A 19141-nucleotide genomic window follows, 5' to 3' on the forward strand; every position below is an offset into this window, starting at 1 on the left:
ATGAAATCAGCTGTCGTTCTTCTCCCGGGCCTCAATCGCGACCGTGACATGATTGCGGCGCTGACGAAAATCTCCGGCCATGCACCGCAGACGGTCTGGCAGACGGACACCGAAATTCCCGATGTCGACCTGATCGTCATTCCCGGCGGGTTCTCCTATGGCGACTATCTGCGCTGCGGCGCCATTGCCGCGCGCATGCCCGTCATGCAGGCGATCCGCGAAAAGGCCGACAAGGGCGTCATGGTCATGGGCGTGTGCAACGGCTTCCAGATTTTGCAGGAAGCAGGCCTGCTGCCCGGCGCCCTGATGCGCAACGCATCGCTGAAATTCGTCTGCCGCGAAGTGAAGCTGGAAGTGACCAATGCCAACACCGCCTTCACCCGCGGTTATTCGCATGGCCAGATCGTCCGCTGCCCGGTTGCCCACCATGACGGCAATTTCTTCGCTGACGAAACGACTTTGGCCCGCATCGAAGGCGAAGGCCAGGTGGTTTTCCGCTATGCGGAGGGTACAAACCCGAACGGCGCGATGAATGACATCGCCGGTATCATCAGTGAAAAAGGCAATGTTCTCGGTATGATGCCGCATCCGGAGAACTTGATTGAGGCTGCCCATGGCGGCTCCGATGGCCGCGCCCTGTTTGCGGGCATTCTTGGGATTGCCGCCTGAGTAAAATTCTATACGCTTGAGCAATGCCGTTCCGGCCCGCCATGGGCCGGAACGGCACTCAAACGGAGGAATTGAGAATGAAACTGTATTCGCGGCCGCTCTCCCCCTACTCCTCGATTGTTCGTTGCATCGCCTATTACAAAAAGGCACCCATCAAGGTCGTAGCGCCGCCGCCGGGTTTTCCGATACCCGAAGAGTTCCGCAGCATTTCCCCGTTCAACCGTATTCCGGTGCTGATTACAGGCTCGGGCCTGACCATCATCGAAGCGACGGTAATCTCCGAATATCTCGAAGAGCATTTTCCCGAACCGGTTCTGTTGCCGGCGGACTCGCGTGACCGCGCCGTGGTGCGCATGGCCGCCCGTATCGCCGAACTGGAAATCCTCGTTCCCGTCATGGAGCTTTTCGAGCTCGTTCACACCAAATCCAAGGACGACGCACGGATCACCAAACTGTTCGCCAAGCTGGAAGCCGGTTTGCGTGAAATCGAACACCGCATGGGAGATGGCCCCTATGCGCTGGGCAAGCAGATGACCATGGCGGATGCCTGGCTGACGCCGATCCGCTTTCTGTTCAACCATTTCCGGGTGATGACGCGCCGCTCGCGCCTGCTCGAGCCATTTCCGAAATTCGATGCCTATGAGCAACTGATTGTTCAGGATCCGGTGCTATCGCTGGTCTGGTTCGAGATGACGGATGCCTTGAAAGTGTTCCTCGGGGAACTTGAGGCAAGCTGATCAACCGCCCTTGTATCATTGGAGATAGCTGGATGAAAATGCAGACGATTGGCGTTGCCATGATGATTTCGCTCGTGGCGCTCGCCGGATGCCAATCACCCAGCAAGCCGGGGCCTGGCTCTCTGGCCTTCGGTTCGGACAAGGCCGCCCTCGCCACCATGGAGAGGGTGGCCCTTGCCGCCAATAATTGCTGGTTCAAGTCGAAGGATTCGGCGTTCAAGCCCTATCATCTCGCGCCGGAGCTGAATTCCTATTCCGGCCGCCCGCGCATCCTGGTCGTCCCGGCGGGCAATCCCGGCGGCCGTCCGCTGCTGGTTGTTCACGCGGAAGGCAACCCGGCCAAGGTTGAGGCCTTTGGCCCGCTGATGGGACATTCCATGGGAAATCGCATTGAATCCGACATACGCCGCTGGGCAGCAGGGCAACCGTCCTGCACCGCGCGCGGCTGATAAATGGAAACGCAAGCCGGTGCGGTCACGCGCCGGCTTGAGGCATCACATCGACAGATAACGGTCGAGATCGGCTTCGACGTGATCGCGGGTCAAGGCAAGATCCTTGAGCCCTTCGTCGCTCAGCTTGCCGAGCTGAAGCCGCGTGCGCCGTTTCATCAGGGCGCTTTCCACCCAGCCGGCAAACTGTGACAGGAAGTCCGGCTGTGAAGCATAGGTCAGCCCCCGGATAGCGGGACGGTTAGGTTCTACAAAAGTCGTACCCATATGCGCCTCCCTGAAACGATTGAATATGCAATATATAGGTAAATCACAAAAGATTCATTCAATATTACTGAGGGCGGGTATCAGTAATTCTCATTGGCAGCGACGGCGGTTGCTTAATTCAAGAAGCAGCCAGCCATACCGGATGTTCAATCCCAGAAAAATCGCTTGGACTCCTGCCGTGCCTGCGCAGGCGATACACCGATATCCAGCAATTGCTCGTCGCTGAGTTCGCTCAAATGCACGCGGCTGCGCCGTTTGGCGGCAGCATGCAACATCCAGCCCAGAATTTGACGCAGGACTGTCGTCCTGCTCCGGGACAATTTGGGCAAAGCAATGCCGCGCGCATTGCTTACACCGGCGGATTTCCTTCTGATTGCACCAATTGTACTCATCACATCCATCCTATCAAGCCGAATTGACTCGAATTGTATCGCTAATTGTAATGGATTGACTCAATTGGAATCGCAACATACATAATTGTCACCATGACAAATTGGCTTCCGGAACTGAAACACGGCAAAGGCCCGCTCTATCTGCAGCTTGCGGAGCGGATTGAATCGGACATTGCCGGCGGCGTGCTTGCACCGGGCACGAAATTGCCTCCGCAGCGCAATCTTGCCTTCGATATCGGGGTGACAATCGGCACAGTCGGTCGGGCGTACAATCTCATCCGCGAGCGCGGTCTTGTCAGCGGCGAAGTGGGTCGGGGCACCTATGTCATTGACCACAAGGAGACGAAGCTGATCCAGCTTCCACCCGCCCAGCACTCCGAACCCTTCGGCGGTACGCGCAGCGCCGTCATTGCGCCCGGCAATATCCGGCTCGACAGCACGGCGGCAATCGATGTCGGGCAATCGGTTGTGATGGACCGCTTTCTGCGGGATATCACCCGGTCCTATCCCGGCGAAATCGCCAGCTATTCCCGCACCCTGCCCCTGTCATGGCAAGTGGCGGGAAGCCGCTGGCTCGGGTCGGCGGAATGGCGGCCCGATGCCGCTTCGATTGTACCGACGCTCGGTGCGCATTCCGCCATTCTGGCGATCATTGCCGCCGTTACCACACCGGGTGACCGTATCGCCTTCGAGGATTTGACCTATTGTTCCGCCGCGCGCAGCGTCAATCTGATGGGGCGGCGCAGCATCATCATGAACACCGAGAACGGCAGCGCCACACCGGATGACTTTGAACGGCTCTGCGCCCAGCAGCACCCGAAGCTGGTGTTTCTGATGCCGTCGCTGCAGAATCCGACGGCCACAACCCTCTCCGAGGAACACCGCCGCGCCATTGTCGAAATTGCCCGGCGTTACAATGTCTGGATCATCGAGGACGAGATTTACGGTTCGCTGCTCTGCCTTGATCACGTCAAGCTTGCCGAATTGGCGCCGGAGCGGACCTTTCATATTGGCGGCCTGTCGAAATCCGTTGCGGCGGGTGTGCGCGGTGGCTGGGTTGCCTGCCCGCCGCATCTGGCATCGCGCGTGCTGACGGCCCACAAGATGGTCACCGGCGGCATGCCGTTCCTCATGGCGGAACTCGGGGCGCAACTGGTTAATTCCGGCGAGGCCGACGCCATCAGGGTCAAGGTCCGGGAAGAAACCACCGAGCGGGAAGCACTGGCGCGATCGATCTTTGCCGGTTTCGATATCAACTCGCATCCCTATTCGCCGTTTATCTGGGTGAAACTGCCGGAACCATGGCTGTCGGCGACCTTCAAGAGCGCTGCGCTCAATGAGGGTGTCCTCATTGACGACGAGGACGAATTCAAGCCGGGCCGGACGGAAAAGACCTTTCACCGGGTGCGGTTTGGCTATTCGGTACCCGCAACGCGCGGTGAAGTGGAAAACGGCCTGTCCATCCTGCGCCGTCTGATGGAAACCGACAACGCGAGCTATGACAGCTATTCGTGAGTGCTCTGAAGGCTATTGCATGGCGCTTGGTACGTGGTTCGACAAGCTCACCATGAGGGAGGGTCAGGATTGCAAGGAGTTATATTCTGCAACCTTTGCGATTGGCATTGCAGCCAAACCACGTCCCTCATGGTGAGCTTGTCGAACCACGTACCAAGCGCCATGCAAGGCTGATACGATTTACCATCCGACACCACCTGTTGACGAAACGCGGCAAGCGACAATTTTTCCGCGTTAGACGGTGTATTCCCCGTGCAAATTGCTCTAAGAGAACCCAAGAAAAGCGCAATGGAATTGGTATTACCGATGGTTCTCTCCAACACAATCCAGATCACGCCGGAACTCGTTGCTTCGCACGGGCTCAAGCCGGACGAATATCAACGCATTCTCGACCTGATCGGACGTGAACCCAGCTTTACCGAGCTCGGCATCTTCTCGGCCATGTGGAACGAGCATTGCTCCTACAAATCCTCGAAGAAATGGCTGCGTACCCTGCCGACAACCGGACCGCAGATCATTCAGGGTCCCGGCGAAAACGCCGGTGTTGTCGATATCGGCGATGGCGACTGCGTTGTCTTCAAGATGGAGAGCCACAACCACCCGTCCTATATCGAGCCCTATCAGGGTGCGGCGACCGGTGTCGGTGGTATCCTGCGCGATGTGTTCACCATGGGTGCCCGGCCAATCGCGGCCATGAACGCGCTGCGCTTCGGCGCTCCATCGCACCCGAAGACGCGCCACCTCGTATCGGGCGTGGTCGAAGGTGTCGGCGGTTACGGCAATTCCTTCGGCGTTCCCACTGTCGGCGGTGAAGTCAATTTCGATGCCCGCTACAACGGCAACATCCTGGTCAACGCTTTTGCCGCCGGCCTTGCCAAGACCAATGCGATCTTCCTGTCCGAAGCCAAGGGCGTCGGCCTTCCCGTTGTCTATCTCGGTGCCAAGACCGGCCGCGATGGCGTCGGCGGTGCCACGATGGCATCGGCGGAATTCGATGAATCGATCGAAGAGAAGCGCCCGACCGTTCAGGTCGGCGATCCCTTCACGGAAAAATGCCTGCTTGAAGCCTCGCTGGAACTGATGGCATCGGGTGCCGTCATCGCCATTCAGGACATGGGCGCGGCGGGTCTCACCTGCTCCGCCGTGGAAATGGGCGCCAAGGGCAATCTCGGCATCCGGCTGAACCTCGATGACGTGCCGGTGCGCGAAGAGCGCATGACCGCCTATGAAATGATGCTGTCGGAAAGTCAGGAGCGCATGCTCATGGTTCTGCGTCCGGAAAAGGAAGCGGAAGCCGAGGCGATCTTCAAGAAATGGGGCCTGGATTTCGCCATCGTCGGCTACACCACGGACGATCTGCGTTTCCGCGTCATCCATCAGGGTGAGGAAGTCGCCAATCTGCCGATCAAGGATCTTGGCGATCAGGCGCCCGAATATGACCGTCCATGGATGGAACCCGGCAAGCATGCACCGCTGCCCGCCGCCAGCGTTCCCGATGTCGATGATTATGGCGCCGCACTGCTGAAGCTGATCGGCTCACCCGATCTGTCGTCGCGCCGCTGGGTCTACGAACAGTACGACACGCTGATTCAGGGCAATTCGCTGCAGGTTCCCGGCGGCGATGCCGGTGTGGTGCGTGTCGAAGGTCACCGCAGCAAGGCGCTTGCCTTCTCCTCCGACGTCACCCCGCGCTACTGCGAAGCCGATCCCTATGAGGGCGGCAAGCAGGCTGTCGCCGAATGCTGGCGCAACCTGACGGCTGTCGGCGCTGAACCGCTCGCTGCCACCGACAATCTCAATTTCGGCAATCCGGAACGTCCTGAAATCATGGGACAGCTGGTCAAGGCCATTGGCGGCATCGGCGATGCCTGCCGCGCGCTCGCCTTCCCCATCGTTTCCGGCAACGTGTCGCTCTATAACGAAACCAACGGCCAGGCGATCCTGCCGACACCCACCATTGCCGGTGTCGGACTGATCCCTGACTGGTCGAAGACAGCCAAGATCGGCGGCATGCACGAGCGTGACGTGCTGATCCTCATCGGCGGCGACGGCACGCATCTCGGCCAGTCGGTCTACCTGCGCGACCTGCATGGCCGTGCCGACGGCCCACCCCCGCCGGTCGACCTCAACATCGAGAAGCGCAACGGCAATTTTGTCCGCTCGGCCATCCGCAACGGCCAGATCACCGCCTGCCATGACCTGTCCGACGGCGGGCTTGGCATTGCGCTCGCCGAGATGTGCATGGCTGCGGCCAAGGGCGCCAAGGTCACCGTCGGTGAAGGCCCGGCACATGCCCTGCTTTTTGGTGAAGATCAGGCGCGTTATCTCATTGCCGTTGCGCCTGACATGGCCAACTTCGTCACGCTCAATGCCGAGGGGTCGGGCGTTCCGTTCCGCAAGCTGGGCACGGTCGGCGGCAGCACATTGACGATCGAGGGCCTCGCCTCCATATCAGTAGCAGACCTGACAAAAGCACACGAATCGTGGTTCCCTGGCTACATGAGCGGTCAGGACGGCGAAGAAACACAGGCTGCATGATCCTGTCCCGGTAAAGGACAGGCGAAAGTTTGGGAGACAGAACATGGCTATGGACGCGCGCGACATCGAGAAAATGATCAAGGACGCGATTCCTGACGCGCAGGTGACCATTCGCGATCTGGCAGGCGATGGTGATCACTATGCCGCGGAAGTCGTCGCCGAGAGTTTTCGCGGCAAGTCGCGCGTTCAGCAGCACCAGATGGTCTATGATGCGCTCAAGGGCAATATGGGGGGCGTCCTGCACGCCCTCGCCCTGCAGACCAGCGCCCCGGAATAATCACTTCGAGTAATCACTTCTTTGCGAACACGGCGAGAATCGGCCCCACCGGGTCGATCCCGCCAATCAGGGTCTTGCGGTTATTGGCGACTGCCGAGATCGTACCGTCGAGAAAGAGCGCGTTGGCGCAATTCAGCCCGTCCCTGAACAGACGGGCGAAACTTCCCAGACTCACCGGCTCGATGGATATTGCCAGAATGACCGTATTGGCGTCACGAACGCCGACGGCGTTGCGGATCAGGCGTGATGTTCCGTTCGGCTCGAACCGCGGATGCACCTGCCCGTTGATGACCAGCATTGGCCCCGACTGGGTGGCGATGCGGACATCGGGTCTTGCCGCATCAAACGCCGCTGTTTCCAGAATGCCGGCGGAACCGTCCTTCCCGATGAAGAAAACCCCGTTCGGCTTCATGTAGAAATTGCCGTCGCCGTCATCGGTCTGCAGTTCCGATGTCTCCTTGCCATCCTCGACATAGAGGCCGACCGGAGAAAGGTCCTTTTCATACATGCCGGCATTCATCGCCAGGATCGGGCGTGTGTCCAGCAGACGGGATTCCATGAACGTCTTCAGCGATCCGTAGGGTTCGCCGTCGGTTCCCGTGCGCACCAGATCGATGCGATGCGAGCGCAGGTCGATCTCGCAGACGATGGAATCGACATCCTCGAAGGTCATCTTCCGGCAAATGTCGGGCAGATCGCCATCGGAGATATTGATCGGCGGGTTGGGGGCAGGCTTGGGCGGTGATACCGGGCGCATGAACCAGAAAATTCCTCCCAAAATTGCCAGAACGACGAAGCTGACCGCTATAATGATACGAGATGACACAGTGACCAGCCTTGTTTTGCCAGATTTGAAGCGCTATTTGTTTAAACGAGATCAATTTGGACCATTGATGACGATTCGTTGTCATTTGGTATGAAAGGTTGCCGAAATGAGCGGTATCAATGAATTTATCGACAATGAGGTCAAGAGCAACGACGTCGTCCTTTTCATGAAGGGAACGCCGGGCTTTCCGCAGTGCGGCTTTTCGGGCCAGGTCGTGCAAATTCTTGACTACATCGGCGTCGATTACAAAGGCGTGAATATTCTGACCTCCAATGAGCTGCGTCAGGGTATCAAGGATTATTCCAACTGGCCGACCATCCCGCAGCTTTATGTGAAGGGCGAATTCGTCGGCGGTTGTGATATCATCCGTGAAATGTTCCAGGCAGGCGAGCTACAAACCCTGCTCAGCGAAAAAGGCATCGCCACCAAGGCGGCCTGACTACGCAACAGTTTCAATCGGTTCCGGGGAAATCCGGAATCATTTTCTCAAGGCGTCGGCTATTCCGACGCCTTTGTCTTTGTTTTGCAGGTCTCATAATGGATACCACCACACCAACGACAGCGCCGCGCCTGATGGGCATGGGCAAGGTCGAATTCATCGGAATGATGGCCATGCTCATGGCGATCAACGCGCTTGCCATCGACATCATGCTGCCCGGCTTGCAGCAGATCGGCGCAAGCCTTGGCGTAACGAATGAAAACCACCGGCAATACGTGATTTCAGCCTATCTGCTGGGCTTCTCGGTATCGCAGCTGTTCTATGGTCCGCTGTCCGATCGCTTCGGCCGCCGCAAGCCGCTTCTGTTCGGTCTGGTTGTCTATGTCATCGCCGCAGCCAGCGCGGCCTTCGTGCCAAGCTTTGCCTCCCTGCTTCTCTTCCGCCTGATCCAGGGTATCGGTTCGGCCGCCACCCGCGTCATCACCATTTCCATCGTCCGTGACGTCTATGGCGGGCGGCAGATGGCCGAAGTCATGTCGCTGATCATGATGGTGTTCATGATCGTACCGGTTATCGCACCGGGCACGGGTCAGGCCGTCATGCTGTTCGGCGACTGGCACCTGATCTTCATGTTCATGGCTGTCGTGGCGGCGGCTGTGACCGTCTGGATGTATTTCCGCCTGCCGGAAACCTTTGATCCCGCCGACCGGCGTCCGTTTACGCTGGCATCGGTGGCGCAGGGCTTCAAGATCGTTCTGACCAACCGGGTGGCGCTTTGCTATACGCTGGCCAGCGCCTTCCTGTTCGGCTCGCTGTTCGGTTTCATCAATTCGGCCCAGCAGATCTATATCGGCATCTATGATCTCGGCATCTGGTTCCCGGTGGCGTTTTCATCCATCGCGATCATGATGGCGTTTTCGTCCTTCGTGAACTCGCGTTTCGTCGGCCGGTTCGGCATGCGCCGCCTGTCGCATGGTGCGCTGATGGGCTTCCTGACGATCAACACGGTCTGGCTGCTCTTGACCATATTCGGTCCGCATCCGACACCGTTCCCGATCTACCTCCTGCTCTTCGCCATGGCGATGTTCCAGTTCGGTTGGATCGGCTCCAACTTCAATGCGCTTGCCATGGAGCCGCTCGGCCATGTCGCCGGCACGGCGTCGTCAGTGCTTGGGTTTATGGGAACGGCAGGCGGCGGCGCCATCGGCGCCATCATCGGCCAGTCCTATGACGGGACAACCCTGCCGCTGGTCATGGGCTTCTTCGTTGTTTCGGTGATCGGTCTGATGTTCGTGCTGATTGCCGAGAAGGGCAAGCTCTTCCATCCTCACAATCCGCGGGTTTAGATCCGCGGATTATTCGGACCAAAGAGTCCGGCGCAAATCCTGCCAGTTCGCCTTGTCGGGCGCAATCAGCAGGCCGCCGTCCAGATGCCTTGGAAGATAGGCAGAACCATCGAAGCGGGCTGCATGGCCGCCCGCTTCCTGATGGATGAGAACACCGGCCAGATGATCCCACGGCATCAGCTTGTTGAAGATGGCGAAATGCGCATTGCCCGAAGCAATCAACCGGTATTCATGCGCGGCACAGCGGAAACCGAACGATGCCTTGCACTTGGCATGGTTGCGCGCCAGCGTCGACCGCAGGGGATCGGCCAGGAACTGCCATGAAATGGCCCCCAGCATCTCGCTGACCGCTGCTGGCGGCGCGACAGACACGTTCTGCCTGATATCAAAGGCCGAGCGGATGTGGCTTCCCGCCCCTTTGACGCCGATGATCCAGTCCTTGCCGACGGGATCGTGGATAATCCCGGCTACCGTCTCGCCATTGACCACGACCGCAAGCATCACGCCGAACAGCGGCACGCCGGTGGCAAAATTATAGGTGCCGTCGACCGGGTCGATGATGAAAGCCAGCGGCGCGTCCTTCAGCTTGCCGAGCAGCGATGCATCGAGTTCGCAGGCTTCTTCGCCCAGCACGAAGGCATCGGGATAACGCTCGCGCAGCCGCGCCGTGATCACCCGTTCGGCGCTGGTGTCGGCTTCCGTCACCAGATCAAGCGCCGAGGTCTTCTGCTTGATATCGCCGGTGCCGAGCTGGCGAAAGCGCGGCATGATTTCCTGAACCGCAACGGCGGCAAGCAGATCACTCAACCAATCGATGTCATTGTCATTAAACTGCACTGGCTTCGGCTCCGTGTGTGGCAAGACCGGCAAAGTCAAAGATGCTCCGGTCGAGAAGATGGCTCGGTCGCGTATTGGCAAGCGCGCGGATCATGATTTCCTTGCGGCCCGGCATGCGCTTTTCGATATCGGTCAGCATTGCCTTCATCATGTTGCGCTGCAGGCCGTCCTGACTGCCGCAGAGATCGCAGGGGATGATCGGAAACTGCATCGCCGCGGCAAACTTTTCCAGATCGTCCTCAGCGCAGTAGCTGAGCGGCCGCAGCACCATGACATCGCCCTCGTCATTGAGCAGTTTCGGCGGCATCGCTGCCAGCCTGCCGCCATGGAAGAGGTTCATGAAGAAGGTTTCGAGAATGTCCTCGCGGTGATGGCCGAGCACCAGCGCCGAACAGCCCTCTTCCCGCGCCACACGGTAGAGATGGCCGCGCCGCAGACGCGAACAAAGCGAGCAATAGGTCTGGTTTTCCTGCACCTTGTCCGTGACGATCGAATAGGTGTCCTTGTATTCGATGCGGTGCTCAATGCCGTTCTTCGCAAGGAAATCCGGCAGGATATGCTTGGGGAAATTCGGCTGTCCCTGATCGAGGTTGCAGGCCAGCAGTTCCACCGGCAGCAGGCCCCGCCATTTCAGGTCGAGCAGCAATGCGAGGAGCCCGTAGGAATCCTTGCCGCCGGAAAGCCCGATCAGCCAGCGCTCGCCGGGCTTGACCATGGCGAAATCGTCGATGGCCTGCCGCGTATTGCGCAACAGGCGCTTGCGCAGCTTGTTGAACTCGACGCTGGACGGCACCCCGAGAAACATCGGGTGGCAACCGGCAGCATCGGTCAATTCCTGATCGTGAATGGTCATCGTAACACCTCTGGCGCCTTCATTGCCTTGGCTTGAAGGCGAAGGCAAGGGATGATTGCGGCTCAATCACCCCCCTCTGGGTTGCCACCCATCTCCCCCACAAGGGGGGAGATCAGCCTTCACAATTGTTTCAGTTAATCTTCAACGCTGAAAATGACGCGATATCCCCAATGCCGATGTGATCCCCCCCTTGTGGGGGAGATGGGTGGCAACCCAGAGGGGGGTGAAAACCACCCTAATGCCCGAACACCGACCAGCCTGTCCGTTGCGCCAGCAGTTCCAGTGCAGCCGAACCAAGCAGTGAATTGCCGTTTTCGTTCAGCCCCGGCGACCACGCGGCAATCGATGCCTTGCCCGGCGCGATGGCGAGAATTCCGCCGCCAACGCCGCTCTTGCCGGGCAGGCCGACGCGATAGGCGAAATCGCCCGAGCCATCATAGTGCCCGCACATCAGCATCAAGGCGTTGATGCGGCGTGCCCGGCCCGATGACACAACACTGCCGCCACTCAGCGGATTGCGGCCCGCCGAGGCCAGATACAGCCCCGCATGGGCCAGTTGCCGGCAGGACATGGCAATCGCGCAATGGTGGAAGTAGACGCCAAGCACGTGTTCGGCCGGATGGTTGAGATTGCCGAAGGAGCGCATGAAATTGGCCAGTGCCACATTGCGATAACCCGTATTGGTCTCCGACCGCGCCACATCGTGGTCGATGGCGATGGTCTCGTCATCGGCGAGATAGCGGATGAACTGGACGATTTCACCGATTGCCTCCTTCGGCAGATGCCCTGCCAGGACGACATCGGCCACGGCGATCGCTCCGGCATTGATGAACGGATTGCGCGGCTTGCCCTTCTCCTGCTCCAGCTGGACGATGGAATTGAAGGCATTGCCCGAGGGCTCGCGGCCAACGCGCTTCCACAACCCGTCACCGATCTTGCCGAGCGCCAGCGTCAGCGTGAACACCTTGGAAATACTCTGGATGGAAAAGGACGTATCCGCATCGCCTGCTGTATGCACCTGACCATCGACGGTGCACAGGGCCAGCCCGAACTGTCTCGGATCGACCGTGGCCAGTTCCGGAATGTAATCCGCCAGCTTGCCCTCGCCGATGCGGCTGGCAAGATCCTGATAGACACTATCGACGACATCCTGAAGATCGGTCATGCGCGCTCCGGCAAGGGATAAGACAAAAAAAGCCGCCCGGATTTCTCGGGGCGGCTTTTCTTAAACTCAGAACTGCGTACTGCGCCATGCGTCCTATTGGACGCATAAAGGACGCAGTACCAACATGAGTGACGCATAATCCTTTCCAAAAATTCAAGAAGATTTTTGGGGTTATGCGTTACCGCGAATAGAATTCGACAACCAGGTTCGGTTCCATCTGTACGGCGTATGGCACATCGGAGAAGGCCGGAACGCGGGTGTACTTGGCAACCATCTTGTTGTGATCAACTTCGAGATATTCAGGAACATCACGCTCAGCAAGCTGAACGGCTTCCAGAACGATCACGAGCTGCTTCGACTTTTCGCGCACTTCAATCACGTCACCTGCCTTGCAGATGTAGGACTGGATGTTGACGCGGCGGCCGTTGACGTTGACGTGGCCGTGGTTGACGAACTGGCGCGCAGCGAAGATCGTCGGAACGAACTTGGCGCGGTACACCACTGCATCCAGGCGCGACTCGAGCAGGCCGATCAGCTGTTCGCCGGTATCGCCCTTGCGGCGGGCGGCTTCTTCGTAGGTCTTGCGGAACTGCTTTTCCGAGATGTCGCCGTAGAAGCCCTTGAGCTTCTGCTTGGCGCGCAGCTGTACGCCGAAATCGGAAAGCTTGCTCTTGCGGCGCTGGCCGTGCTGGCCGGGACCATATTCACGACGGTTAACCGGGGACTTCGGACGGCCCCAGATATTTTCGCCCATACGGCGATCAATTTTATACTTGGACGATTCGCGCTTGCTCATCGCATTTCCTTTCAACCAAACACAAATCGAAGCTTGCGCCCCGATTCAAGGAAACGCGCCCTCCTCTGCCTCCTGTTTTTGAAGACTGACAGAATGATTCACGCACGCTTTGCGAAATCACTCACGGGACACGTCAAATGAAACGCAGAGCTGTTAAGCCCTGCGCTGGGGTGGCTTCTAGTGTGAAGGTTTCGCGATGTCAAGCGAGACGGCGCATTTCACGGGTTTATAAAGTTTGAAACCGATCCGGCGCATCAGACGTTAGGCTAGACGCTTAACAGGAGTGGAGCCGGAAATGACCCTATCCTTACAGCAGTCGCGCTGCTCGACATTGATCCTTTTATCCCTCACCGCATGTTTTGCAACAACGGCTTTGCTCGGCACGACTGACATTGCCGATGCGCGCCAGCGGCGGCATCACAATGCGACCAGCCGGCCCGCGCTACCCGTTGTACCACCGGTCCCGCAAAGCAAACCGGGCAGCGAACCTGCACAAGAAGCGCCCAAACCGGAAGAAAAGCCCGAGGTAAAACCGGCGGAACAGTTCGGCCCGGATCGTCCGGCGGATGCCAAGGCTGATTCAAAGCCGGATGACGAGGACACGGCGGAGAAAGCCGATCCCGCAACATCGCCCGACCGGGTATACCAGAATGCCTGCCCCGCGCTGATGAACGGCGATGTCCAGGGCGAAATCGTCCCGCCGCTTGCCGAAGGCACCTGCGGCGAACGCTCGCCGCTCAGGATCACCGCCATCGGCAAGGACAATCCTGTAAAGTTTGCCGCGCCCATCACCACCAACTGCACCATGGCCGGAACGCTCGCCGGCTGGATCGGCGATGTGGAGAAAGCCGCGCAGGCATCCTTCGGCGCCGGGATCGCAAGCATTGCAACCGGTTCGGACTACCAGTGCCGCAAGGTCAACAACGGCAATAAGGGCCGCGTATCGGAACACGCTTTTGCCAATGCGCTCGATATCGTTTCATTCAAGTTCACCAACGGCAAAACCACGGAACTCGGCTCCGGCTGGAAAGGCACGCCGGAAGAGCAGGACTTCTGGCGCTCGATCCACAAGACGAGCTGCGAGCGGTTCATGACGGTGATCGGACCGGAGGGTGACGCCGCGCATCAGGGCAATCTGCATCTTGATCTCGGCTGCCACGGCAAGGCATGCAAGGCGCGCATCTGCCAGTAGCGGCAGATGCGCCGCCATGTCATGTCTTTGGCTTGACCTTCTCGGGCAGACCTTTACGCGCCGTCTCGGCAAATTCTTCCAGCTGCTTTTCGCTCATCGATTCATACATGCTCTTCGATGCACCTTTGAGCTGGCTTTTCCGGGTTTCACCACGCTTGGCCGACAAGGCGGCCCCTGCTGCCTTCTGCTGCGCCTGGGATTTTGCAGGCATTGTCCGTCTCCCTGTCAGTTTCCTACAGGGAAACAACGCTCGTGCTGCGGGAGGGTTCCGAGACAGCAACCTGCAAAACCATCATGCGTGGTTCGACAAGCTCACCATGAGGGAGAGTAAGGATTGCAGGGAACTATATTCTCCAGCACGGATAATTGCCATGTGCTGCAATGGCTGAGATTTGTATTGCAGCCACCCCCCTCTCCCTCATGGTGAGCTTGTCGAACCACGCACAACATCCGATGCAGCAGAGTGTCTGAATCCCTATCCCTGCTGCGCCTCGTCGAAAACCGTGCGGGCTTGCCGCAAATGATCACGATTTTTCACCGCCCAGTCGCCCAGCGCACCGATGGGAACGGCAATCGAATGGCCGATCGGGGTCAGCGCATAGGTGACCTCCGGCGGCGATGTCGGCTTGACGGTGCGCAACACCAGACCGTCACGCTCCAGCGAACGCAGCGTGACCGTCAGCATGCGCTGCGAAATCCCCTCCACCATGCGGCGCAGCACATTGAAGCGGCGCGGACCGTCCTGAAGATTGATGATCACCAGAAGGCTCCAGCTGTCGCCGACAATGTCGAGCACTTCCCGCATCGGACATCTGCCTGCACTGTCGGCGACCATCGCGGCCGAGGTTGACAGCAGGGGCACATCGCCATCGGGTTTCGCATGTATACTCATCGGATAAAATCTCCAGTGTCTCCAGGCAGGTTACTTCCGTGTTCCCTGAAACGGAAAAAGTGCGTTCTTCACAGGAAGCAACTTCTAGCATAGATGGTTATCAATAGTAACCAGAAAACAAACCGTACCCAAGCACCCAGGAGATCAAAATGAAAATCGCACTGATCGGCGCCACCGGCTTCATTGGCAAGGAACTTCTGCCGGAAGCTGTCTCGCGCGGCCATAGCGTGACAGCGCTCGTTCGCAATGCCGACAAGGTTGAAAAGCGCGAGGGCGTCAAGGCCGTCAAGGCGGATGTGCTCGATGTCGCCGACCTCACTGAAAAGCTGAAGGGCCACGACATCGTAGTCTCGGCCTACAATCCGGGCTGGGGCGAGCCTGATATTCAGGCCATTCATATCAAGGCGAGCAAGGCAATCACCGAGGCCGCCAAGCAGGCGGGCGTCAAGCGCCTGATCGTCGTCGGCGGCGCCGGCAGCCTGTTGAATCAGGAAGGCAAGCAATTTGTCGATGGCCCTGATTTTCCTGCCGAATATCGTGAAGGCGCCCTCGGTGCCCGGCAGGCCCTGAACGACCTGAAGACGGAAAACGGTCTGGACTGGAGCTTCGTCTCTCCGCCGTTCGCCCTCGTGCCCGGCCCACGCACCGGCACCTACCGGCTTGGCAAGGACAATCCCGTGGTCAACGCCGAAGGCCACAGCACCGTCAGCGTGGCTGACCTTGCCGTCGCCATTCTCGATGAAGCCGGGACGCCAAAACACGTCAGGCAGCGTTTCACCGTCGGATACTGATATCGATTGCACGATCATGGTGCGTGGTTCGACAAGCTCACCATGAGGGAGGTGATTTGGCTGGAATGACAATCATGAACGTTGCAGAATCTGGCTCCCTGCAATCCTCCCACTCCCTCATGGTGAGCTTGTCGAACCACGCACCGTAACATTATGCAGACCGCCCCTTCCGGGGCGGTTTCCTTTTGGTGCCTCGGCAACCCCAATGTGCGTTCTTCACAAGCAACCGGGCTGTGCTTACCTAAGCAGCAACACAAGACATGAAGGTGAAGATCATGGAACTCGGCATCTATACATTTGCGGGCATGAGCCCCGACCCGACGAGCGGCGTTGCCATCGATGCGCACCAGCGCATGCAGAACCTACTGGAAGAGATGGAGCTGGCGGATCAGGTTGGCCTCGACGTGTTCGGCATCGGCGAGCATCACCGCCCGGATTTCGTCATTTCCACGCCGGCCGTGGTTCTGGCGGCGGGTGCTGCACGCACCAGGAACATCCGGCTGACCAGCGCCGTGACTGTCTTGAGCTCGGAAGACCCGGTTCGCGTGTTCCAGGAATATGCGACGCTCGACCTGATCTCCTCGGGCCGTGCAGAAATCATGGCGGGGCGCGGCTCGTTCATCGAGTCCTTCCCACTGTTCGGCTATGACCTCAACGACTACGACGAGCTGTTCACGGAAAAGCTCGATCTCCTGTTGAAACTGCGTGCCAGCGAACGCGTGACCTGGAAAGGCAATCTGCGTGCGCCGATCAGCAATCTCGGCGTTTATCCGCGCCCGCTGCAGAACCCGCTGCCCGTATGGATTGCCGTTGGCGGCACCCCTGCTTCGGTCATCCGCGCGGGCACGCTCGGCCTGCCGCTCGCCGTTGCCATCATCGGCGGCGAACCGCATCGCTTTGCTCCGCTGGTCGATCTCTACCGTGAAGCCGGGGCCAAGGCTGGTCATGCGCCGGAGACGCTGAAGGTCAGCATCAACTCGCACGGCTATGTCGCCGAGACATCGCAGGCCGCAGCGGATGGCTACTGGCCGTCCTACGAGGTGGTGATGAACAAGATCGGCCGCGAACGCGGCTGGCCGCCAAGCAACCGGGCGCAGTTCGAAGCGGGCCGCACGCCGCGCGGTGCCCTTCTGGTCGGCTCACCGCAGGAGGTCATCGACAAGATCATGCTGCAGCACAGCTACTTCAAGCATGATCGCTTCCTGCTGCAGATCGATCTGGGCAGCCTGCCGCACAGGAACACGCTGAAGGCCATCGAGCTGTTCGGAACAAAGGTTGCCCCGGTCATCCGCAAGGAGCTTGGCCAGCCCGTGAAGGCGGAAGAAACGGCATTGGCATAGAGCCAATGACGGCGGGGCTTCGGTCCCGCCGTTCACTGAAAATCAAGCCATGGCGAGCCCGAAACCCTGCATCAGGCGCCGCGTGGAGAAGTCGGGATTGCCCGAGGTGAACACGGCAATGTCGTCGCCATGTTCCGGTTCGCTGCCCGCACCGTTTGGCTTGAGCAGCGACAAGGCGCGGCGGGCGATCGCTTCGGCCGGATCGAGCCAATCCACCGGCCACGGCGCAAGGCGGCGGAACACATTGGCCAGAAACGGATAATGCGTGCAGGCCAGAACGACGATATCGGTGCGCTTGCCATCCATTTCGACAAAGCACGGCGCGATTTCCGCTTCTATCGCCGCATCGTCGAGATGATCGCCGCGAATATGCGCTTCCGCCATGCGCGCCAGATTCTGGCTGCCGACGAGCCGCACATGGCATTTCGTGGCGAAGGATTGGATGAGATCACGCGTATAGGCGCGCTTGACGGTGCCCGGCGTTGCCAGAACGGTGATGAGGCCAGACGAGGTGCGCTCTGCCGCCGGTTTGATGGCGGGAACAGTGCCGACAAAAGGCACGGCCGGAAAGGCCCGGCGCAGATCGTCCAGCACCAGCGTCGACGCCGTATTGCAGGGAATGATCACGATCTCCGGATCGTACGTGGCAATGAAGCCCTCGAACAGGCCGAGAATGCGGGCGCGCAGCGGCTCTTCATCCCAGTCGCCATAGGGGAAACCGGCATCGTCGGCGATATAGACAAAGCGCCGGTCGGGGATGAGCACCCGCGCCTCGCGCAGGACGGTCAAGCCGCCAATGCCGCTGTCAAACGCAATGATCGGCCGGTCCGCTGTGTCATTCATCGCCTGGTATGTCCTCGCGTCCCGCTGGCTTGGCGGCCGTTTTCCTGGCCGCCGGTTTTTCCCGCTTGCGCCCTTCCGGTGCACCGGAGCCGCGCGGCGTCTTCGGGCTGAAATAATCCAGCGAGACAACGACACCCCGCAACAGCTTCAGTTCCGAGTCGGAAAAGCCCGCACGGGTCAGCACGCCGCGCAAATTGTTGACCATGATCTCCTTGCGGGCCATGGGCCGGAAATAGCCGCGCGCCTGCAGCGCATCTTCCAGATGGTTGAAAAAGCCCTGCAGCTGTTCCTTCGGCGCGGGCTCGAGTTCGGGACCACGAAAGGCCGTGTCCGTTTCCTTCTCCAACCCTGACTTCATCCACTCATAGGACATGAGCAAAACCGCCTGTGCGATGTTCAGCGACGAAAATGCCGGGTTGACCGGAAATGTCACCAGCTCATCGGCGAGGCTGACTTCGTCATTATTGAGGCCGAAGCGCTCACGCCCGAAAAGAATCCCGGTTTTCTCGCCCCGGTTGAAGCGCTGGCGCAGCGTCTGGCCCGCCTCGACGGGTCCGCGCACCTGCTTGAAGGCATCGCGTTCCCGCGCCGTCGTCGCATAGACGAAATGCAGATCCTCGATAGCCGACGGCAGATCGTCATAGACCTTCGCCCCATCGATGATGTGGTCGGCACGGCTTGCGGCGGAGCGTGCCTTGTCGTTGGGAAATTCCTCGCGCGGCTTGACGAGGCGCAGCTCCGCCAGCCCGAAATTGGCCATGGCCCGCGCCACCATGCCGATATTCTCCGGCAATTGCGGCTCGACCAGGATGATCGCCGGCCCTTCGGCAATGAGTGTGCGCTGTCTGTCTGTACCTGCCATGATCAATCCATTGTGAATGCCGCCCTCATACAACGCGTTTTTTCAACGGGCAATCGCGCATCGGGCCTATGCCCGGCTCATATTCCGCCAAGATTGCGATTAAACACTTAAAGCC

General features: G+C 59.3%; 22 protein-coding genes. 11 read left to right on the forward strand and 11 right to left on the reverse strand.

Annotation, left to right across the window (positions count from 1 at the left end; translation table 11 throughout):
* The 3 genes from purQ to ACZ5FP_RS14485 all read left to right on the forward strand — a co-directional run bounded on the left by purQ (position 1) and on the right by ACZ5FP_RS14485 (position 1855).
* Entirely contained in the window at positions 1 to 669 is a 669-nt protein-coding gene (purQ, locus tag ACZ5FP_RS14475; RefSeq protein WP_182549117.1) for a phosphoribosylformylglycinamidine synthase subunit PurQ, read from the forward strand.
* 77 nt (positions 670 to 746) lie between these two features.
* Entirely contained in the window at positions 747 to 1406 is a 660-nt protein-coding gene (locus tag ACZ5FP_RS14480; RefSeq protein WP_105732448.1) for a glutathione S-transferase family protein, read from the forward strand.
* 32 nt (positions 1407 to 1438) lie between these two features.
* Positions 1439 to 1855 carry a hypothetical protein gene (locus ACZ5FP_RS14485; protein ID WP_223612973.1) on the forward strand — a complete coding sequence of 139 codons (417 nt, stop codon included), beginning with the start codon at positions 1439 to 1441 and terminating at the stop codon, positions 1853 to 1855.
* A 45-nt stretch (positions 1856 to 1900) separates the two neighbouring features.
* On the opposite strand, the gene ACZ5FP_RS14490 is transcribed toward ACZ5FP_RS14485, so the two are convergent.
* Both ACZ5FP_RS14490 and ACZ5FP_RS14495 read right to left on the reverse strand, forming a co-directional pair.
* On the reverse strand, positions 1901 to 2122 hold the full coding sequence (locus tag ACZ5FP_RS14490) for a DUF1127 domain-containing protein (protein ID WP_223612972.1): 222 nt from the start codon (positions 2120 to 2122) through the stop codon (positions 1901 to 1903).
* Between the two features lie 146 nt (positions 2123 to 2268).
* Positions 2269 to 2514: a DUF1127 domain-containing protein gene (locus tag ACZ5FP_RS14495; protein ID WP_464660958.1), complete on the reverse strand. Its 246-nt coding sequence runs from the start codon at positions 2512 to 2514 to the stop codon at positions 2269 to 2271.
* A gap of 93 nt (positions 2515 to 2607) precedes the next feature.
* Between ACZ5FP_RS14495 and ACZ5FP_RS14500 the strand changes: the two genes are divergently transcribed.
* The 3 genes from ACZ5FP_RS14500 to ACZ5FP_RS14510 all read left to right on the forward strand — a co-directional run bounded on the left by ACZ5FP_RS14500 (position 2608) and on the right by ACZ5FP_RS14510 (position 6844).
* Positions 2608 to 4029, forward strand: a complete 1422-nt coding sequence (locus ACZ5FP_RS14500; RefSeq protein WP_464660959.1) for an aminotransferase-like domain-containing protein — start codon at positions 2608 to 2610, stop codon at positions 4027 to 4029.
* A 306-nt stretch (positions 4030 to 4335) separates the two neighbouring features.
* On the forward strand, positions 4336 to 6567 hold the full coding sequence (purL, locus tag ACZ5FP_RS14505; RefSeq protein WP_464663280.1) for a phosphoribosylformylglycinamidine synthase subunit PurL: 2232 nt from the start codon (positions 4336 to 4338) through the stop codon (positions 6565 to 6567).
* Positions 6568 to 6610: 43 nt separating this feature from the next.
* Positions 6611 to 6844 carry a BolA/IbaG family iron-sulfur metabolism protein gene (locus ACZ5FP_RS14510; RefSeq protein ID WP_223612969.1) on the forward strand — a complete coding sequence of 78 codons (234 nt, stop codon included), beginning with the start codon at positions 6611 to 6613 and terminating at the stop codon, positions 6842 to 6844.
* A 13-nt stretch (positions 6845 to 6857) separates the two neighbouring features.
* Here ACZ5FP_RS14510 and ACZ5FP_RS14515 read toward each other — a convergent pair whose 3' ends face one another.
* The gene (locus tag ACZ5FP_RS14515) at positions 6858 to 7601 is read right to left on the reverse strand and encodes a phosphodiester glycosidase family protein (RefSeq protein ID WP_464660962.1); all 744 of its coding nucleotides are present in this window, start codon (positions 7599 to 7601) and stop codon (positions 6858 to 6860) included.
* A gap of 175 nt (positions 7602 to 7776) precedes the next feature.
* Here ACZ5FP_RS14515 and grxD point away from each other — a divergent pair, with 175 nt between their 5' ends.
* Positions 7777 to 8109 carry a Grx4 family monothiol glutaredoxin gene (gene grxD / locus ACZ5FP_RS14520; protein WP_105732441.1) on the forward strand — a complete coding sequence of 111 codons (333 nt, stop codon included), beginning with the start codon at positions 7777 to 7779 and terminating at the stop codon, positions 8107 to 8109.
* A gap of 140 nt (positions 8110 to 8249) precedes the next feature.
* The gene (locus ACZ5FP_RS14525) at positions 8250 to 9455 is read left to right on the forward strand and encodes a multidrug effflux MFS transporter (protein ID WP_346305307.1); all 1206 of its coding nucleotides are present in this window, start codon (positions 8250 to 8252) and stop codon (positions 9453 to 9455) included.
* Positions 9456 to 9464: 9 nt separating this feature from the next.
* Here the strand turns inward: ACZ5FP_RS14525 and ACZ5FP_RS14530 are convergent, their stop codons facing one another.
* From ACZ5FP_RS14530 to rpsD, 4 genes are all read right to left on the reverse strand, one after another.
* A complete protein-coding gene (locus ACZ5FP_RS14530) occupies positions 9465 to 10292 on the reverse strand; it encodes an inositol monophosphatase family protein (protein ID WP_464660964.1) in 828 nt (275 codons plus the stop codon).
* Positions 10282 to 11145, reverse strand: coding sequence for a tRNA 2-thiocytidine(32) synthetase TtcA (gene ttcA, locus ACZ5FP_RS14535; protein WP_464660966.1), 864 nt, complete (start codon positions 11143 to 11145; stop codon positions 10282 to 10284). Before ttcA ends, ACZ5FP_RS14530 begins: the two co-directional genes overlap by 11 nt.
* 235 nt (positions 11146 to 11380) lie before the next feature.
* Positions 11381 to 12310, reverse strand: coding sequence for a glutaminase (locus tag ACZ5FP_RS14540; RefSeq protein WP_464660968.1), 930 nt, complete (start codon positions 12308 to 12310; stop codon positions 11381 to 11383).
* A gap of 178 nt (positions 12311 to 12488) precedes the next feature.
* The gene (gene rpsD / locus ACZ5FP_RS14545) at positions 12489 to 13106 is read right to left on the reverse strand and encodes a 30S ribosomal protein S4 (protein WP_105732437.1); all 618 of its coding nucleotides are present in this window, start codon (positions 13104 to 13106) and stop codon (positions 12489 to 12491) included.
* 295 nt (positions 13107 to 13401) lie between these two features.
* Between rpsD and ACZ5FP_RS14550 the strand changes: the two genes are divergently transcribed.
* Positions 13402 to 14298 (forward strand): extensin-like domain-containing protein, encoded by an 897-nt coding sequence (locus tag ACZ5FP_RS14550; RefSeq protein WP_464660970.1) that lies wholly within the window; start codon positions 13402 to 13404, stop codon positions 14296 to 14298.
* A gap of 19 nt (positions 14299 to 14317) precedes the next feature.
* Here the strand turns inward: ACZ5FP_RS14550 and ACZ5FP_RS14555 are convergent, their stop codons facing one another.
* Both ACZ5FP_RS14555 and ACZ5FP_RS14560 read right to left on the reverse strand, forming a co-directional pair.
* Complete coding sequence (locus ACZ5FP_RS14555; protein WP_464660972.1) at positions 14318 to 14509, reverse strand: DUF3008 family protein; 192 nt, start codon at positions 14507 to 14509, stop codon at positions 14318 to 14320.
* A 264-nt stretch (positions 14510 to 14773) separates the two neighbouring features.
* Positions 14774 to 15190, reverse strand: coding sequence for a winged helix-turn-helix transcriptional regulator (locus ACZ5FP_RS14560; protein WP_464660974.1), 417 nt, complete (start codon positions 15188 to 15190; stop codon positions 14774 to 14776).
* 149 nt (positions 15191 to 15339) lie between these two features.
* On the opposite strand from ACZ5FP_RS14560, the gene ACZ5FP_RS14565 reads away from it, so the two are divergent.
* The gene (locus ACZ5FP_RS14565; RefSeq protein ID WP_464660976.1) at positions 15340 to 15981 is read left to right on the forward strand and encodes an NAD(P)-dependent oxidoreductase; all 642 of its coding nucleotides are present in this window, start codon (positions 15340 to 15342) and stop codon (positions 15979 to 15981) included.
* Between the two features lie 275 nt (positions 15982 to 16256).
* Positions 16257 to 17321: an LLM class flavin-dependent oxidoreductase gene (locus ACZ5FP_RS14570; protein WP_464663283.1), complete on the forward strand. Its 1065-nt coding sequence runs from the start codon at positions 16257 to 16259 to the stop codon at positions 17319 to 17321.
* Positions 17322 to 17363: 42 nt separating this feature from the next.
* Here the strand turns inward: ACZ5FP_RS14570 and murI are convergent, their stop codons facing one another.
* Together murI and ACZ5FP_RS14580 are read right to left on the reverse strand one after the other, a co-directional pair.
* On the reverse strand, positions 17364 to 18164 hold the full coding sequence (gene murI / locus ACZ5FP_RS14575) for a glutamate racemase (protein WP_288192477.1): 801 nt from the start codon (positions 18162 to 18164) through the stop codon (positions 17364 to 17366).
* Positions 18157 to 19026 carry an RNA methyltransferase gene (locus ACZ5FP_RS14580; RefSeq protein ID WP_464660978.1) on the reverse strand — a complete coding sequence of 290 codons (870 nt, stop codon included), beginning with the start codon at positions 19024 to 19026 and terminating at the stop codon, positions 18157 to 18159. Before ACZ5FP_RS14580 ends, murI begins: the two co-directional genes overlap by 8 nt.
* Positions 19027 to 19141: the final 115 nt, after the last annotated feature.

It is taken from the genome of Phyllobacterium sp. T2-21 (assembly GCF_055378485.1).